The sequence below is a fragment of the Echinicola salinicaeni genome (assembly GCF_014280965.1).
GTDB classification, from domain to species: domain Bacteria; phylum Bacteroidota; class Bacteroidia; order Cytophagales; family Cyclobacteriaceae; genus Echinicola; species Echinicola salinicaeni.
Window position 1 is genome coordinate 1 of sequence record NZ_JACODZ010000007.1, and the last position, 19,117, is coordinate 19,117.

General features: G+C 39.3%; 8 protein-coding genes. All 8 read right to left on the minus strand.

Features of this window, described 5'->3' with window-relative positions:
• Positions 1-5,121, minus strand: a 5,121-nt coding sequence (locus H7U17_RS14275; protein ID WP_222439215.1) for an immunoglobulin domain-containing protein, incomplete at its 3' end; no start/stop codon positions are given.
• 699 nt (positions 5,122-5,820) lie between these two features.
• Positions 5,821-7,455 carry a RagB/SusD family nutrient uptake outer membrane protein gene (locus H7U17_RS14280; protein WP_186757433.1) on the minus strand — a complete coding sequence of 545 codons (1,635 nt, stop codon included), beginning with the start codon at positions 7,453-7,455 and terminating at the stop codon, positions 5,821-5,823.
• Between the two features lie 18 nt (positions 7,456-7,473).
• A complete protein-coding gene (locus H7U17_RS14285) occupies positions 7,474-10,719 on the minus strand; it encodes a SusC/RagA family TonB-linked outer membrane protein (RefSeq protein WP_230981426.1) in 3,246 nt (1,081 codons plus the stop codon).
• 84 nt (positions 10,720-10,803) lie between these two features.
• The gene (locus H7U17_RS14290; RefSeq protein WP_186757434.1) at positions 10,804-11,850 is read right to left on the minus strand and encodes a FecR family protein; all 1,047 of its coding nucleotides are present in this window, start codon (positions 11,848-11,850) and stop codon (positions 10,804-10,806) included.
• Positions 11,851-11,987: 137 nt separating this feature from the next.
• Entirely contained in the window at positions 11,988-12,647 is a 660-nt protein-coding gene (locus H7U17_RS14295; protein ID WP_186757435.1) for an RNA polymerase sigma factor, read from the minus strand.
• A gap of 215 nt (positions 12,648-12,862) precedes the next feature.
• Positions 12,863-14,170, minus strand: coding sequence for a DUF3472 domain-containing protein (locus tag H7U17_RS14300; protein WP_186757436.1), 1,308 nt, complete (start codon positions 14,168-14,170; stop codon positions 12,863-12,865).
• 11 nt (positions 14,171-14,181) lie between these two features.
• Positions 14,182-17,295 carry a glycoside hydrolase family 2 TIM barrel-domain containing protein gene (locus tag H7U17_RS14305; RefSeq protein ID WP_186757437.1) on the minus strand — a complete coding sequence of 1,038 codons (3,114 nt, stop codon included), beginning with the start codon at positions 17,293-17,295 and terminating at the stop codon, positions 14,182-14,184.
• A 332-nt stretch (positions 17,296-17,627) separates the two neighbouring features.
• Positions 17,628-19,079, minus strand: a complete 1,452-nt coding sequence (locus tag H7U17_RS14310; RefSeq protein WP_186757438.1) for an alpha-L-fucosidase — start codon at positions 19,077-19,079, stop codon at positions 17,628-17,630.
• Between the last annotated feature and the right edge of the window lie 38 nt (positions 19,080-19,117).

Genomic DNA, 19,117 nt, shown 5'->3' on the forward strand with positions numbered 1-19,117 from the left:
GGCGGCTTCACCTGCATTGTTTTCACATACGCCGTCTCCACTGACTGTTACATAATAGGTAGTCGTACTGCTTGGGCTTACATTTGGATCCAGAACTTCTGTGGTAAGATCAGAATCTGAATACCATCTGAATACCGCATTGCTTACCGTAGGACTGCTTGCTGTTAAACTGAAGGTCTCGCCTTCACAGATTGTTCCACCAACAGCTTCTATATCCGCACCTGTCGCATTCCTGTTTACTGTTACTGTTACGGCAGCGGCATCACCTGCATTGTTCTCACATACGCCGTCCCCGCTTACTGTTACATAATAAGTGGTGGTCGCCGATGGAGATACCTCCGTATTAGTAACCAAAATTGTTAGCGCTGGATCTGTATACCAAGTAAACACAGGGTTAACTACTGTTGGGCTGCTTGCTGTTAAGCTGAAAGTCTCGCCCTCACAGATTGTACCGCCAACAGCTTCTATATCTGCAGCCGTTGCATTCCTGTTTACTGTCACTGTTACGGCAGCGGCATCGCCCGCATTGTTTTCACATACGCCATCACCACTAACTGTCACATAATAGGTTGTAGTTGTCGATGGGGATACATCCGTACTTGCCAACACATTCGTCAAGTCTGAATCCGTATACCAGGTAAACACCGCATTGGTAACCGTACTGCTGCCTGCTGTCAAGCTGAAAGTCTCACCTTCACAGATTGTTCCACCATTAGCTTCTATATCTGCGGCTGTCGCATTCCTGTTCACTGTTACGGTTACGGCGGCGGCTTCACCTGCATTGTTCTCACATACTCCGTCCCCGCTTACTGTTACATAATAGGTAGTCGTACTGCTTGGGCTTACATTTGGATCCAGAACTTCTGTGGTAAGATCAGAATCCGAATACCATCTGAATACCGCATTGCTGACCGTAGGACTGCTTGCTGTCAAGGTGAAGGTCTCGCCTTCACAGATTGTTCCACCAACAGCTTCTATATCCGCAGCTGTCGCATTCCTGTTTACTGTTACTACAACCTCTTTAGCATTTCCTGCCTGGTTCTCACATATTCCATCCCCGCTTACCGTTACAAAATAACTTGTCGTCGTTGATGGCGAAACGTCAAGGTCAGTTAGTTCTGTACTCAAACTAGCATCTGTATACCAAGTGAATACTGGATTGGTAACGGTAGCACTACTAGCCGTTAGGCTGAAAGTATCTCCCTCACAAATTGTCGTTCCGACTGCATCAATATCTGCATCCGTAGCAAAACCATTAATAGTAACGGAGACTTCAGAGCGGTCTACACCTACACATCCACCAGCACCTGTTACTTCCACAAAATAAGTTACATCTACATTTACATTACTGATGGTAATTATATTATCCACTACTGTTACATCAGTGGTTATTTCAGTTCCACCTGTTGCTGCATCAAAAATCTTATAAGTAAGGCCACCTGCATAATTGGTGATTTCAAAAACAGCATCATTTCCAGGCCCGCATAATTCTAAATCTGCATCCAATAATGTAGGCGCAGGCAAGTTATTGGAAACCTGAACATTGATCTCTTTTCCTAGAACATTTTCACAAACATCATCACCTGTTACCGTTACATAATAATTTACATCAGCACCATCAACCAATCCTGATACGGTTAATTCACCAGATGCAGAAACATTATAAGTAATAGCTCCATCTACATCTCCATCATTGATAGGGCCGGTTTTATTCTCATCTAGATACCAGTTAAATATTGGATTAGTTATGCTAGTGGACGGTGTCAAAACTACTGGAACACCTACACATTGAACAATTGGACCATCTAGATTAATATCTCCATCTGTTGCATTCCTATTGATAGTGAAATCAACAGCTGTAGGCTCAGCTGTACAGTAGTCATCAGCCATTAGCTGAACATAATAAGTATAATCTCCTGCAGCTAAACCGGTCAAAGTAAGGTTTGCTGCTGTTTCGGTATCTATAAGCTCAGGTGTTCCGTTATTATCACTGAACCATTGATAGGTCACTCCAGCAGGAGCTCCAGCAATAAGGTTTGCTTGTAGCGTTATTGGGTCTACATCTTGACAGAAAACATCATCCGTAGTACCATTAATCAGCACCTCTTCAAGTAGTTGATCGGAGCTTCCTTTTACCCTGATCTCCAAAGGCCTTCTGTCTATGCCATCTTCGCAGCCAAACCTTACAATTTGAACATAAACTGTCTGGGTTGTCTCTGGGGCCCATGTCGCTATATCAGCTGGTGTAATTTCATTACCACCAACAAGTGCATCATACAATTTGATCTCATCACAAGCCAATGAAGGTAGGTCTATTACATCTCCAGGGCATATTTCTATAAAATAGAGATCATTGATATCATCATATTCTTCTCCTGGTATTTCACTGGTTGGGAACAATTCTATTTCATAAACCCATAATTCTTCTAATGCACTGACCACACCACCTGAAAGAATTTTAATCCTATCAAAAGGCACATCGTTAATGAAACTCAAAGATTGAGTAGCTCCTCCGCCCAGTAAAGTCAAGGTCAAAAAGTTCGAACTCAAATCAATTGGATTCCCAACAGCTTGGTTCCCCAAATACCGCTGGATTTCATAGCCTTGAAGGAGGTTCAAATCCAATAGCCCAGTACTAGACCCGACCTTAATCGACACAGAGTCTCCAGCTATTACCGGCGCAGCAAAACTTACATCCAGTTTACTGCTAATATTAACTCCTACATTATTAAAAATAGTGGCATAAGTATCCAGGTCTCCATCCACTGATAATTCAGGGTCTTGCACAGAAGTCAGTCCACTAGCCACATCCAAGCCATCAATGATTGACTCAAAACCAGTCAATATATCTATGCTTCCAAAAGTACAGCTAGAAAGCGTTGCACTAGTTTCATGATAGTAAGCCGCATAAACGCGAACATTTTGTTCCGCATTAAGCAAAGACGACAAAGAAACTTTCACGCCATTATAAGCAACTGGAACACCATTTTCATCGGTAGGAATAAAGGTATATTCAAACTCGTTTATACCATTAACAGCGGACACCAACCCTCCATCTGCCAATTGCCTAATGCCTAATAAATCATCACCATTTACCGGATCTCCATCTAAAGCTTGAACATATATACCTCCAGAAACTCCTGCTGCACCATATTCACGGCCAAGCTTAATTGTCACTGGTGTTCCAGCAGGAACCATAGTATTCCATCTTATCGTTTGGGAAGTCTCCCCTGTCAGTCCCAAAAGACTAGTTCCAACGGTTTCTGACAAAAGAGAATAATCAGCAAGGTTATTTCCAGCTGCAAGTGTATGATTAGTAACTGATCCTAATTGAATACCCAATAAACTACTAGTGGTAAAGTCGTCTGCACTGGTGGCATACATTCTATTATATACCAATGGACATGCATCTGGATCAAATACGTTGACTATAACATCCACGTAATTGGTACAGGTATTACCCGTTGCGGAAACTCTATATATATATCTTCCTCCACTGTTAAATACCCCTGCTGTATTTGGAAGTGTCAACGGCGCTCCATCCAATCCAGACCAGATAACAGGCACAGAATTATCATCTTCATCCACTGCAGTTGCAGGAGGAAGAGTGAGGGACTCCCCAATAGCCACATTATAAACAGCAGCACCATTTAATGAGATCAATGGATCTGGATTTATATCCACTGTTACAGGGACTCTGACGGATTCTATTGGACAGCCGGGTCTTTCAGCAGCCGCATAATAAGTTGTTTTAGAGCCAATTGCTCCAAGAGGGAAACTAGCTCCCGTATGCACTAAATTCCCTAACGTAGGCGCATCATACCATTTTACTTGATCACCAGTAGCCACATCAGCCATTAGGGTGACATCTGTTCCTGCACATACCAATAAATTCTGCTCATCATCAACCCCTTGGATATCTGGTCTTCCTGGAGTCCTTACCACTTCATGTACCCTCAAGCTCTCTGAAGTACCAAGGTTCAAAAGTGTCCCTACTTCGATGACAACTTTGTCAAAAGCCAATCCTGGAGTATAAGCAAATGTAACAGGGTTTCCATCTGCCAAAAGGCCCAAGAGGTCAACTTGGGCTATTCCTAATAAATCAGTTCCTAAAGTTTCTAAATCTTGCCTGGCCACTTCAGTTGTCCCATTATAGGCGACTATTTCTATGTTTTCTAAAAGATCTACATCCAAAACACCAGGAGCACTACTTAAGGTGAACTGCACCTCATCACTAGTTTCACCTTCTCCGTCAAAATAAAAATGTTGTTCAAGGACTCCAGCCAAACTTAAAACCCCAGGGCTCAGAGAAGTATAAGTACTTTCATCCCCATCAATGGCTAAATTCAAATCATCCGCTACTGAACCTGTTAGGTTCAACAAATCTAGATTCACACCACTGACATCATAGGAAGTTCCCAATGGACTTCCGCAAATACTGCCAGAATCAAAATCAAATACACTATATACATCGGTGCTCACTTCATCACCCAACCCCAACAGCGATAAAGACTGGTTGGAAATAGTGATTCTATCATAAATTGCATCAGGAGTGATGGCGAGATAATAATTCCCAGCAGCATCAGTAATCAACCTCGCCCTGTCAATATTAAAGCCATCCTGTGAGCTCCTGGAATAAACATCCATGGAAACATTTTTGGCAGTAACAATGATCTCTTGTTCTCCTAGGGCCACTATACCCAATAAACTCCCTAGTAGTTCACCAAGATTTCCTCCCAATAATGCATCCAGTAAATTTCCATCAGCATCCAATCTAATATAACTTGTTGTATTTGCTGATCGCATAGAAGGATATTTCAATTCTATTTCACCTCCATAAGACCCTAATCCTAAAAGTAATCCAGGACTTGCCAATAACCGGGCAAAATTATCATCGTCCACCGCGGCATTGTCTGGATTTTCCACGGTTTCCTTGGTATAGCCAGATGATGGACCAAGGGATTCCGCTAAGCTAGCCGGTACATTAGGGCTAGAATAAGTCAACTCATCAGCCACCGTCTTGGTCCCCTGACCAAAACTCATGAATGCCTGAAATAGAAGTAAGGCAGTTAAAAACCATAATGGTTTAAACCACCTTGATTTGGTAAAAATTAATTCCATAAATCAAATACTTTAAATAATTGGTATAGAAATCCTTAAAGTTGTTTCTGTGATAAAACTTTAATAGATAAAGTTATTATCACCATTTACACACTAGGGTCAACAGTTTAAAATTGTATTTTATATTTTTTTATTATTACTATTTAAATTCAAAAAACATCCTTATCCAATGAAAACTTTCAAACAATTTCGTTTTCATTAACTCACAGTTAATACTCACAAAACCACCGGTAAGCCACACTTAACTAAACTAAAACACCAGTTTGTAGACAAACCATTCATTACAACAATTCAAAATTAACTACAAAAAAGACAATTATTGTTAAAAATATTTATATGCAATAAAAACACATCAATAAGTAAGAATTTTACATATTTGTGTAATTATAAGACATTAGAAAAAGTTTTTAAGCTGAAAGAACCAACTAAAATGAATATTGTATTGTAAACTGAATAAACGCCTAAAAAAACACACCCTTACACATTTGCAGGCCTATACTTTACTAAAAACATGAAATTTTTCAATTCCTAATCTACTCACGAATCAAAAAAAACAAAATCGATCTTTTTCTATTGTTTGATTAACCTATCGATAATATCTGTATAAATTCTTCTAACAGTTTACTGATTTGGAAAAATTAGGCACAAAAAAAGGCCACTTTTGGATCAAAAGTGGCCTTTTAGTTAAAATATAAAGGTTTAAGGGTTTTGAGTCAAACCATCATGAACCAATAATTGCGCCTCTGGAAGGTATTCAATGATCGCATTATCATTTGGAGAAACACTAGATACCGGTGAATTTCCTGCCAAATGTGTACCTGGATATCCTCTATCCATAGTTCGATTATTACGGAACACATCAATTTTTCTATGCCCTTCATAGGCTAACTCCAACTGTCTTTCCTCTAGTACAACATCTAAAACAGTCTTACCGCCCAGATTATCTGTAGTATACAATCCTGACTCAGGAATACCTGCACGCTCTCTAATCAAATTCACATCTTGAAGAGCTAAACCTGTATTGCCCAGCTTTGCGTTGGCCTCGGCTCTGTTCAAGTAAACTTCAGCCAACCTGGATATTACAGGCGACCATAGGTGTGTTTGCTCTTCCTGTCCTGAACATTTCAACACAAAATATTTTGGATACCCATTACGCACATCCAATTTATTGTCAATAAGAACGCGCTTTGCTCCTTCTTCAGTTTGAATAAAGTAATCAAAACCTCCTTGCCCCTTGGCTGTCTTATCCAATGCTATCTGTTCGCCATTCTCTTCGTAGACATAGTCGTCCCCTGTTTTGATCACTTCTTTCCATTTGTACTTATTGGCATTATCCACGTACAGTGCCCAAGTAACCTCTTCATCCAAAACCACTGGACGAATAAATTGATAACGTTGATCAGTAGGATACTCACGCACTAGCTCAAGATATGGTCTTGATGCGTACATTTCTCCCCAACCTGCACCTTGAATATTTGCATACAATGATCCTATGGTATACCATCCGTTATTGGAATAATCAGCATCCTTTACAAACTTGATGGCAAAAATGGTCTCAGAATTATTTTCAGGTACCATTTTAGAATAATCCGCCAATTTATCTGTTGGAATCAGACTGAATTTACCTGAATCAATCACCTTATTGGCATATTCAATAGCCTTTTCATTATTTCCTTGATAGAGATATACCCTGGAAAGTAAAGCCCAAACAGCCTCTTTACTAGCGTAAATATTGGTTTTCTCCTCAGTAAACAGTGTTTCGGATTTCAATAAATCAGCCAATATTTGATCATACACTTCTCCCACAGTAGAACGTACAGGGTGATCCAAATGATCGCCATCCAATTTTAATGGCACTCCTGCATTGTCCCTACCTTGCATATAAGGTCTTCCAAACAGGTTAACCAACTGAAAATGCATCAATGACCTGATATAGTAATTCTCTGCCAAAAGCTGGTCATCCTTATCTGACGCTCCTTCTGCCAAGGCTTCAATCACTTTATTAGCCCCTACAATAATATAGTAGGAGTTTTTCCAAAAACCAGCTACTGTTGATCCATTTGGAACACGTTGGTAATTATAGGAAAAGAAAAATGGATTGGTTGTCATTCCACTCAAGGCAACATTATCAGAAGGGTATTCAAACAACCTGTGCCAATCCGTGCTCCAAGTCTTCATTCTACTATAGGTTCCCAAAGTAACCGATTCGGCACTTGTCTCTGAATTTGCCAGTTCATCTGACGTGATAGAATCATAAGGATTTCTATCTATATTACAAGCAGATAGGACCATGACCATGATCCCAATCCAATATGTATTTTTTAAGTATTTCATCTTCTAAATTGATTTCAGTTAGAAAGAAAGGTTTAGGCCAAAAGATATCCTTCTTGGCAAAGGGTAAGGAGAAGAATTGTTTCCGTTCAATGCTGCTTCTGGATCCAAGCCGGAGTAATCCGTAATGGTAAAAAGGTTATCTACAGCAAGGTATGCACTTAAAGAGCTTAGCTTCCAAGCATCTGTAATTACCGAAGGAATATTATATCCCAAGGTCACATTTCTTAGTCTTAGATAACTTGCATCTTCCAAATACCTGGATGAAGCCTTATGCGCATTATTATTCCCTCCAAACATTGGTTGAGGGTGAGTAGCACTCGTGTTTTCTGGAGACCATCTAGACCAATCATCCTGTAATTGCATGAAATTATATGTAGGGTACGCTCCATCACTGTCAAACATCTCTCTAGCTACATGATATACAATGGCTCCTTTAGAGTATGCAAACGCAGCGGTCAAATAAACTCCCTTATAACTCATGGATGAGTTCAGACCTCCAAAGAAATCAGGGGTTGCCGTTCCTACTTTCTGCAGTGAAGCAGAAGCATATTTTCCAGTAGTTCCAATTTCTCCTGTAGCAGGATCAACCGTTTCCCATAGTGGAGTTCCATCTTCAGGGTTTACTCCAACCCAATCTCTCATATACCAAGTATCAATATCCTCTCCAACTTGGATGATCTTCTGACCCGAAATCTGGCTCTTTCCTCCATACAGTTCTGTAATCTCATTGACATTCCTTCCTATATTAAAGTCCAGTCTCCAATTAAACCCAGTAGGATTGGACAATACATCTGCTCCCAGCGTAAATTCAATTCCTCTGTTTCTTACACCACCGATATTGTCATAATAACCGTCATAACCGGAAATATTAGGCAATGGTACAAAGTGAAGTAAGCCACTAGTGCTTTTGTTATAAACTTCCAAAACACCATCAAACTTATCTATCAAACCAAACTCCAGGCCGATATTGCTATCATAAGTCTTTTCCCATGTAAGGTCATCGTTTCCTAATGTAGACGGAACCGCGGCAGGATCCCCTCCATATTGAGCCTTCAAAGAATACAGCTCATACTGAGGATATAAAGAAGAAGGGGTATTCCCTACACCACCATAGGCAGCTTTTAACCTAAGGTAATCAAAGGCATCGCTCTTGAAGAAATCTTCCTTGTGAATATTCCAAGAAGTACTGATGGCAAAGAAGTTACCGTACTTATGATTTTCTCCAAATCTAGATGCCCCATCCCTTCTGAATGACAACTGCGCATTGTACTTGTTTTTATAACCGTAGTTTACATTCATCAAAACAGACTGGAAGGCATAGTCATTTTTTGTACCGCTGATGTTAGCCGGTTCCGAAGTATTATCAATAATGGTAGCTCCTGGCACTATCCCCTTACCAATTGCACCCAGTCCATTATAGACATAATCACTGTATTCATATGCTGCCAAAGCATTAATGAAATGATCATCAAAGCTTTTGGTATAAGAAAGCATCTGGTTAGAAAACCTGGTGATTCTCTTGGCCATAGAATTATTTACTCTTCCATTATCAGCAAAACCAGCATTAGATCTTGGATCCACATAGCTCAGTGACTCTGAGTTATAATAGGTAATATTATTTGTTGAGATGAAAGAAAGCTCCTCAGTAATATCATACTGGAAATCCATATTGGCCAGTATATTAAATGTTGCGCCATTTGAATAATTCCACTGCAGATCATATAGATAATTACTATTATCTCTACCATACCAAGTAACATCGCCCATCTGTGGGTTTACAGGGTTCCCCGCTTCATCATAAGGATTGTCCCAAGGAAGATTTCTGTACATTGCATAAATGCTGTGCTGTCTATTGTCCGTAGAGGTATAGGTCGCTGCCAGTTTTGGCTTAAAAGTCAGCTTATCAGAAATATCATAATCCACATTAAGCCTACCTGATAATCTTTCGTAAGTGTATCCTTTAACAGATCCTTCTTCCTTAAAATAATTACCTGTGGCATAAACTCGCGCCCTATCGGAAGTCCCTGTATAAGAAAGATTGTAATCTTGGACCATTCCTGTCTGAGTCCCTATATCCAGCCAATCAGTATCTGTTCCCAAAAGATCTTCATTATAATACTCAGGTATCGCATTCTGATTTGGGAATTGTCCCCATAAATCATAAAGCTGCTGTGAATCAGAGATTTTAAAACCTCCTGTATTGAACATAGAGACACCTGTCTTTGCACTGATGTTTATAGAACTCACATCAGCACCTTTAGCAGCTTTGGTAGTGACCACTACAACACCATTCGCACCTCTAGAGCCGTATAATGCAGCAGAAGCGGCATCTTTAAGCACAGAAATACTCTCCACATCAGCAGGGTTTAGGTTTGGTGTTCCATGCCAGATTACACCATCAACTACCCAAATGGGGTCCACTGAAGATCGAATAGAGTTTTTCCCCCTGATTCGGATTGTTGGCTGAGATCCAGGTGCTCCACTATTGGTAGCGATATCTACACCAGCCAATTTTCCTTGTAGCATATTGCCAATATTTGGTGAAGACACATCTTTAAGCTTATCCCCATCCAACACTGCAATAGACCCTGTTAGGTTTTCTCTCTTTTGGGTAGTATAACCTGTTACGACTACCTCATCCAAACCTTGAGTATCTTCTTCCAGTATAATTTCTAAATTGGAAGCATTTCCTATAGCTACCTCCTTGGACTTAAAGCCAATAAAAGAAACTTGAAGTACCGCATCATCAGGAATACCCACAAGGGAGAAAGTACCATCAAAATCAGTAATAGTACCTTTAGTGGTTCCTTTTACCAAAATACTAACTCCTAATAATGGTTCTCCAGTAGCATCTAGTACAGTCCCTTTTACATCCTTCAAAACAGCAGGAGCAACTTCAGCTTCTTGTGGAGCCAAAATATGAACGGTTTTATTGATCTGTTTAAATCTGAATCCATAATCACTGCCCAATTTTTGAAGGACCTTTTCAAGACTTTCTTTCTTGGCGGCAATTGACACTCTTTTGGATTCTATCTGGTCATTATACGTAAAATGAAACCCAGTCTTTCTTTCGATTTCCTCTACGACATTCTTGAATGGCTCATCCACGAAATCAACAGACAAGATCATTTTATCCAGATCGTTTTGCCTCAGCGAAGTACCTTTATGGGCATACTCTTCTGCTTGCAAAGGAGATAACACTACCAATAAGGACATCGTCCAAATGGCAGCAACTCCCAGTTTTTTAAATAAATTATGCATCATAGTTTTTAAAATTATTAATTGCTTAACTCTAAGCTTCCTGGTCTTTCATCAGCCAGATCATTTTAGGATTTAATCTCTCAGGGTTTATATTTTGAAAATGGTCACTTTTTTATTTTCGATCCTATATTTAAAATTCTCAGAATAGGAGAGTCCTTTTAACACATTATCCAGGATTTCATTTTCATACCTCCCGTTTATCCCTCCCTTGAACTTGACATCATTTTCTACTTTTATTTTGACATCATACCATTCTTCTAAAATCTTAAAGACTTCTTTATGGTCTGTATTCTCAAATTTTATGATACCGTCTTTCCAGCCCGTCACTACTTCGGGATCAAATTCCCTCTTGACTAATGCCTTCGCTGTCTTCTCATAACTCACCATCTCCAATGGCCTCAGCTGTTCTATCATACCATTGGTGGTGGTCACTTTTACCTTGCCGCTCAGAAGGGAGACTTTTTGTGCTTTATTTTCAGGCTTATTATTTACATCAAAGGAGGTTCCCATTACCTTTATTTGTAAATCACCAGCAGCAACTACAAAAGGGAGGTCCTCATTATGTTCTACATCAAAAAACGCTTGCCCGGTAAGTTTCACTTCTCTTAAACTATCTGAAAATCTCTCTGGAAATGATATTGAACTATTGGAATTTAGCTTTACCAAAGAGCCATCAGGAAGATGAAATGACATTTTAGTCCCCGCTTTACTGCTTTTGGTCAGCCATTCTATTTTTTCATTTTTTACAGCAGAAGGAGTTTCTGGCTGAAAATCCAATGTCAACAGCCCTAAAAACAAAGTAACCAAGACCAATACAGCTGCTACCCTATTGGCCTTCAAAAAATCTAACAAAACATGAGTGCTTGATCTTTCCGTCAGTCCATTCTTTGTCTTATCGTGGTGCCTGATGATCCTATCAAGAATCATTTCACTCTCATCTTCTTCAATTTCAAAAGTCCTCAACATCAAACCCTGAACACTTTCTTTTGCCCGTTTCATCATATTGGCCTTTCCTGGATTTTTCAGGAGCCAATTAGACCAATAACGGTCAGACTCATGATCAGGTGCCATTATCCACTGAACAAAATGCTCATTAAGTAAAAAGTCTTTTTCCGTCTTAGGATCAAATTGCATATGAAAATGTATTCTTTATTACGTTTGTATTAATAAAGAGACATACCCATATCAAAAGACCACTAATTGAAATATAATTTTTTACAAATTATTTCAATTAATAATACTAAAACTTACGTTAACAAACTTTTAATACTCTAGAAAAGAAAAGATATTAGGAAAATAAGGGACAATAAACTTCTCTTGAACGGACGTAGTTTATCTGAAAGTTTATTGAGAATCCGGTAGAGCATCGTTCTCACCGTTTTGGCATTTGCAAGCTCTAGCATTTCTGCTATTTCTATATAGCTAAGATTTTCGAAAAATCTAAGGTTTAAAATCTCTCTTTGGCGCGCAGTCAATTCATTACAGGCATTTTGAACCATCTTCTTTTGATTTTCATTCAGAAGCGCATCCATGGCAAAATGATCCTCATCTACTAAAAAATAAAACGACTCCCCATCTTCTTCCTCATCAACATACTTCCTTTCCCTTTTAAGAGACCTGAGAAGTATTCTCCTAAAACTTGAAAAAAGATAAAATTTAACGGACTGGGCTACTCCAAGTTGATCTTTCTGATCTACCAGCTTAAAAAAAACATCCTGAATGGCATCCTTAATCAATACTTCATTGGATGTAAACTGCCTACCATAGGTAAACAACTTATTGGAATAGGCACGATATATTTTTGATAGCGCAGCATTGCTCCCTTTTAAAAAAGCTATCCATAATTCAGTTTCAGCATACTCCTGAATCACTGGAATTTCCTTTTTTATTTCGGAAGTCTTCTCCTCATAAAGTCTATTCAATACCGCCATTAAACTTGTATTTGCCTACTTCACTTTTCAATAATGGCCATAAAAGTAAAAAAATAAATTTTCGAATCAATTTCTTTTACAACAAAAATACTCACAACCTTTATATTCAATACACAATAACTTACACTTCCATTCTTTCGAAATAATATTTTATAAATAAAAGACCCCAACCAAAAGGATGGGGTCTTTAAAAGATTATACGAGAGACTGTTTGATTAATCCAAGCTTGAAAAATCAATTTCCGGCTGATTACCTGTAGCTTCTCTTGTGTGCATACTATTTAAATCGACCATTTCATTGAAGAATCCTCCATTTCTCATAAAAAAGACGCCGTTTTCTTCTCCACCAGCAAAATCCTGCCTGTAGCCTCTCCTGGCAATATCATCACCAGTAAATTTAGCTTCTGTAAGCTCTATCCAATTTCCTTCGGTATCCATTGCCCATTGGTTGGCATAAAGCCCTTTTCTACCTATATAACCATTACTGTCTCTGAAATTTTCCAGAAATGAATGTGGACGCTTATACCATGTATCTGTTTTAGGTCTCAAGAAACTGGCGATCAACTTCCACTCACCTACCTCTGGAGCAAAGAAATAGGCCGTATAGATGGTATTGCCATTGCCATCAGGCTCAACAGAGTTAAGGAACTTATAGGTATTTCCTGTGATCCATTTGTATCTGAAAAAGCTCTGTCCACCAGAACCTTCATTTCCAAACTCTCCTGTATTAACCCCCTCTCCCTTTTTCAACAATTTGATTTGTTGATCTTCAGGAATTTCATCTGGATTATTGGTATGAAAGGGACTCCAAACCGAAAACAGCACCCTTCTTTCATCATCGGAATTGGCCTGCATGCCAAAATAACCTTCCCCAAATCCATTGGCCATATAATAGGATCCATTAGGGTCTTCACCTTCAGGAACGGTCACCTCATTATAAAACCATTTGAAATCTTTTTCCTTAGGCAATGTATAGGACAAGTGAACAGAAGGACCTCTTCTACCCCAATAAAAGCGATTACTTTCATTATCCTTTACATAGGTAATCTCTAAATCATTTTTTGTTCTTACAATAAGGGATTTTAGAGAAGGGAATGCCGCTCCTGCTTTTGAAAGACCTTGAACATCCACTTGGGCATAACCTGAAGGAAGTTCAAACAAACCCACACTTACTGTATCTTCAGCTCCGGCCTCCAAAGCAATAGTTTGGATATTTTCTCCAACAGTCACCTGCAATTCACTAGACGACTCCCTACTATCCAATACCAATTGCAATAATGCCTTTTCAGCTTGTGGCAATTTAAAATATGTACTAAGCACGGCCTCTTCATTGGTCCAGTCTTCAACAGCACCACTTCTTCTACTGATTTTGGCACCCTCATGACCAGATGTCACATAAGTGTTCCCTCCCACTGGAATAGACACTTCTGACAAATATTCCTTCTCAATTTCTTCCAAGGAAACATTATTGCAGGCCATCAGGCCTGCAATAAATGATACAGTTAAAAAACTCTTAAATCTCATAGCTCTTCAGTTTATTTTTGGATTGGTTCGATGATATAGCTATATGCATAATCCTGGAACATAACCCTGTACTCTTCCAGTGCTATAGACCCCCAACTGTTGATACCAGCTACACCCATTTGGATATGATCTACATGTAGATAGGTAAACCCGCTTGGCTCTAGCTCTCCAGAATGAATGTTTTTCTTTTCTTTACCAGGATATAACTGATCAATGCTATAAGGCAATGCACTTACATTCAACAAGTCTCCGACAGCAGAGATTTTAACCCCTTGCTTTCCTGGCTTGGTCACTTTTGCCCATCTCACATCAGTTTTGTTTCCTGACTCTTGCGGACGAACATAAGGATGATACTGCTCAAGTACACTTCCTTCATAAAGACCTACTTGCGAACTATATTTTCTATCTTCATAATTCTCCCAAGGACCTCTACCATACCAAGCAAAATGATCCAATTCACCTGGAAGCTTCAAGTCAGTTCCTAGCTTCAACAATAACTCATGCTCACCCTTGATGGCCTTGAAGTCATTGTCCACCTTGATTTTTCCTTCATTGTCAAAACTGTAAACTTGAGTGAAAGAAGCATCCCCGTTCAACACATCGTATACTACGGTAACTTGATAAGTATCTTCCACAGCTTTATGCACTATACTTTTCAGCTGGGCGATATCTCCATTGAGGTAATCATAGTTTTTACTTCTTCCACCACCAAAGTCATTATCTACTAAAGGACGGAAAAGTGACAAACTTGGACCATCCACAATAAGCGCTTTCTTTTTGAAAGTATAGTCATGAAACTGTCCTGTAGTCTTATCAAATACAACAGAGAAGTTTTTGTTATTGATAGTAAGGTTATTGCCTTCCTCATTCACTTCCACTTCAGCTGCCACTGGCTCAAAAGTCGCCAAAACTGGAGCAGTCAATGCAAACTCTTCTTCAGCCAATAAAGTACCTGGAGTCATTCTTCCTTCTTCTTCAATGATCTTACCTTCGATCTGAAGCCTGTACTCTGCGGATTCATCCGTATTTAATTCAAATGGCAAATCAACTGTCATGGTTTGCCTTGGAGCCAAAGCAAATGAGCCTACTTTTTCACGTTTAAGCTCTTTGCCATTTTTCAATAGAATGGCTTCAAATTCATAATTGGAAATATCTCTAAAGAAATATTCATTGAAAATCTCCAGCTTACCAGCTTTGGTCAACTTAAACGAGACTTCTTGATGTACTCTTCTAACTTCATATGCATGTGGATTCCATCTTCTATCCGGCATGATTACGCCATTGATCAAGAAGTTATCATCACTTGGAGTTCCTTCAGGTCCCCAATCACCACCATAGCCAAAGACAGTCTTACCATCTTTTTCTAAATAAATACCTTGGTCAACCCAATCCCAGATATAACCACCTTGCAAGCTTGGATATTTTTTGATCACTTCCCAGTACTCCTTGAAGTTCCCCAAGCTGTTACCCATTGCATGCGCATATTCACTCATGATAAATGGTCTTGGAGGATTACTTTGTGCATATCTCTCCATGGATTTTGGATGAGGATACTGTGGTACGATGATATCAGTGTTCCACTCATAAGTTGATCTTTCATACTGAACCGGACGAGAGGGGTCATAAGCTTTGATCCAGTCATAAGCTTTATAGAAATTATAGCCATTACCTGCTTCATTCCCCATACTCCAAGCTACCACTGAAGGGTGGTTTTTATCTCTGAAAATCATTCTTTTGATTCTCAAAAGGTGAGCATGTTCCCATTCAGGGGCATTACCCAAAGACCTCTCCGGGCTATAATACATACCATGTGATTCTATATTAGCTTCATCAATTACATAAAAGCCATATTTATCACATAACTCATACCAATACGGATCATTAGGATAATGAGAAAGCCTAACTGCATTCATGTTCAACTCCTTCATGATGCGGACATCGGTCTCCATCTGCTCTCTGGTAATCACGTGATGTGTCTCAGGGTGTGATTCATGACGGTTTACACCTTTAAACAATACAGGCTTACCATTAACCAAAAACTGATTCCCTACCACCTCATAAGTTCTGAAACCTACATTTTGGCGGATCACCTCCACAGCTTCACCTTCTTGGTCTGCTAGTACCAATTCCAATTCATAAAGAGTTGGAATCTCTGCGGACCAAGCATCCACATTATCAATCTCAGTGGCAAAATTCAAAACAGTCTTACCTAGCTTTCTCTTAAGCCCCGTGGTTTTTTGGGATTTTTCATAAATCAAGTTACCATGTTGGTCAAAAAGTTTAGCTGTAACGGTGTGCTCCCCTTGAGAGTCATTGGTCCTATTCCAAAGATCAACCGTTACGTTCAATTTCCCATCTCTATAATTATTGGTCAATGGGCTTTTTACAAACAGGTCATAAAAATGAACCTTTGGTCTGCTGTACAAATAAACGTCTCTTTCTATCCCTGAAATTCTCCAGAAATCCTGTGCTTCCAAATAAGAACCATCATGCCATCTTCTCACTTCTATGGCAATAAGGTTTTCACCAGCCTTCACATAATCAGTAAGCTCAAATTCTGATTCTAGCTTACTGTCTTCACCAAGACCTACATATTCACCATTCACGTAAAGTCTAAAAGCTGATTTTACGGCTCCTAAATAAATAAAAACCTGCTCATCTTCCCAACCCTCTGGTAAAGTGATGGTCCTGCGGTAAACACCCGCTGGATTGTCTTCATGTTCCACATAGGGTGGATTTGGATTTTTTACCGCAAATTCAAATGGATGGTTCACATAAATTGGAGTACCATAACCATGGAATTCCCAGTTGGCAGGCACTTTGAAATCATCCCAGCCAGCATCATCAAAATCTACCGATTCAAAGTTTTGCGGAAGCTTTTCATAATGATTGGTCCACAAAAACTTCCAAGTTCCATTCAGGTCGAAAAACCTTTTGGAAGCAGTTTTATCATTCCTCTGGGCCAATTCTTCACTTTCAAACGGAAAATAAGATGACCTCATCGGCAACCTATTTTCTTCCTGAACATTGGGGTTTTCAAATATAGGGTCAGCTTTCTTTTCCTGTGCAAAAGTGGTATGCACCAGCGCCACTGCACACAAAGCTGTGGTAACTAAGAACTTCATGAAGTACAAAATTTTAATTAGTGATTGAAATTAGGTTGTCAATGTTTCAAAACCTGACTTTTTCTAAAAATATACTTTCAGAATATTTCTTTTGAAACATGATTATTTACAAAAAAAAGAAATAAAAAGAATTTATTATACCATATCAGGAAATTAATTAACAACAATAATCCAATCAAAAATCACAAAACCATTCATCCCTACATTGTTCCGCTTAACAAAACCTCGATCAATAATTTTCAATAATTTTCATTAACCTGTCGGAACAACAACAAAAAAAAGCAGGAAATAATCCCTGCCCTTCAGTCAATCTTTTAAAAAGTGAACACCTATTATGTCTTCGCTTTTTGATAGGTATGACCTTTCCCTTCTTCTCCAGAGCTACTTTCTATCACAAATACCATAGGCGATTCTGGTTGTTTATCTGAAGTGTAATGAATGAAATATTCATTTTTATGTATTTCTTCCGGTGTAAAGTTCTTACCATCTTTAAGTGAATACACCTTGTCCAATTTTACTTTATTTGGTGTCTTCACCCTTAACGCACCATTCAGTGGCATATTGAAAACCACCATATAGATTTTTCCGGTCTTACGGTCCAGTGTATAGTAACCCCAGTCCTGTTTTTCCCAGTCCAAGTAACCACAATCATAGATTGCTTCATGATTAACAGCCATCCAGTCTCCAATCTCGGTAGCCAATTGGGTCTCTTCTTTTCTAATTCCGCCTTCACCGTTTGGACCAAAATTCAATACAAAATTTCCATTCAAGGCCACCGAGTGAACTAGCATCTCAATGAGCTCAAAACTGGTCTTGACATGCCCTCTCCAATCAGAATGGTACCCCCATTGATTTTCAGGCACCGTCATTACACAGTCCCAATCATTTCCCTTAACATCCTCTATGGTCTTTGGCAATTTTCTTTCCCAACCTTGCTCATAATCTCCCATGAGATCGCCATTACTGTCAAAGTGCCTATTCCCATAATCATCAGGCCTAAATCTACTCCCTATAATCAAGCCTGGAACCATTTCTCTAAGCTCAGCTTCCAACTCATCTGCAAAGGCCACCTGCTCTTTCCAAGCTGCATCCCAGGTACCGTCAAACCAAAGCCCCTTGGTACTTGGATACCTTTCCAACAATTCCACTAACTGGTTTTTGGTAAACTCCTTAAACGCTTCATATTCCTCACGATCCTTTTCAGACTTCAAAGCAGACCGATAACCAGGATGGTTCCAATCTATAACTGAGAAATACAGATATACATCAATGCCCTCTGCGTCGTATGCCTCCACTAAAGGACCTATAATATCCTCTTTATAAGGAGAATTGCTCACATCATAATCAGTAAATTCGCTGGGCCAAAGACAAAATCCATCATGGTGCTTGGTGGTGATAATCATATATTTTGCTCCCATGTCCTTTGCTTGTTTGGCCCATGCCTTGGCATCAAACTCTTTGGGATCAAACTGCTTATAAAGATTGTCATAAGCATCCTTGGGCATTTCTTTCCATGAACGGATCCACTCTGCTGCTCCCCCATAATATTTTCCATCCCAGTGTCCTCCAGCAATTGCATAAACGCCCCAATGAATGAACTGGCCTAAGCCATAATTTCTCCAAGTTCCCATCATTGGATCAGTTCTTTTTCCCAAATTATGGGCACCATGCTCCAAAGCAATGGAAACCCTCGGTGTATTCTTTGGTGTTTGCGCCATTGCCAAATCAGCATTCCCACCTGCAAACATTACCGATAATGCGGCTCCGCATATCAATTTTTTCATCTTATTTAAATAAAGTTATATTGGTTAAATTAATTTAT

Bases quoted from the DNA above. Each gene is read 5' to 3' on its own strand.
- H7U17_RS14310 (WP_186757438.1), bottom strand. From the start codon at position 19,079: ATGAAAAAATTGATATGCGGAGCCGCATTATCGGTAATGTTTGCAGGT.
- H7U17_RS14305 (WP_186757437.1), bottom strand. From the start codon at position 17,295: ATGAAGTTCTTAGTTACCACAGCTTTGTGTGCAGTGGCGCTGGTGCAT.
- H7U17_RS14295 (WP_186757435.1), bottom strand. From the start codon at position 12,647: ATGGCGGTATTGAATAGACTTTATGAGGAGAAGACTTCCGAAATAAAA.
- H7U17_RS14300 (WP_186757436.1), bottom strand. From the start codon at position 14,170: ATGAGATTTAAGAGTTTTTTAACTGTATCATTTATTGCAGGCCTGATG.
- H7U17_RS14280 (WP_186757433.1), bottom strand. From the start codon at position 7,455: ATGAAATACTTAAAAAATACATATTGGATTGGGATCATGGTCATGGTC.
- H7U17_RS14290 (WP_186757434.1), bottom strand. From the start codon at position 11,850: ATGCAATTTGATCCTAAGACGGAAAAAGACTTTTTACTTAATGAGCAT.
- H7U17_RS14285 (WP_230981426.1), bottom strand. From the start codon at position 10,719: ATGATGCATAATTTATTTAAAAAACTGGGAGTTGCTGCCATTTGGACG.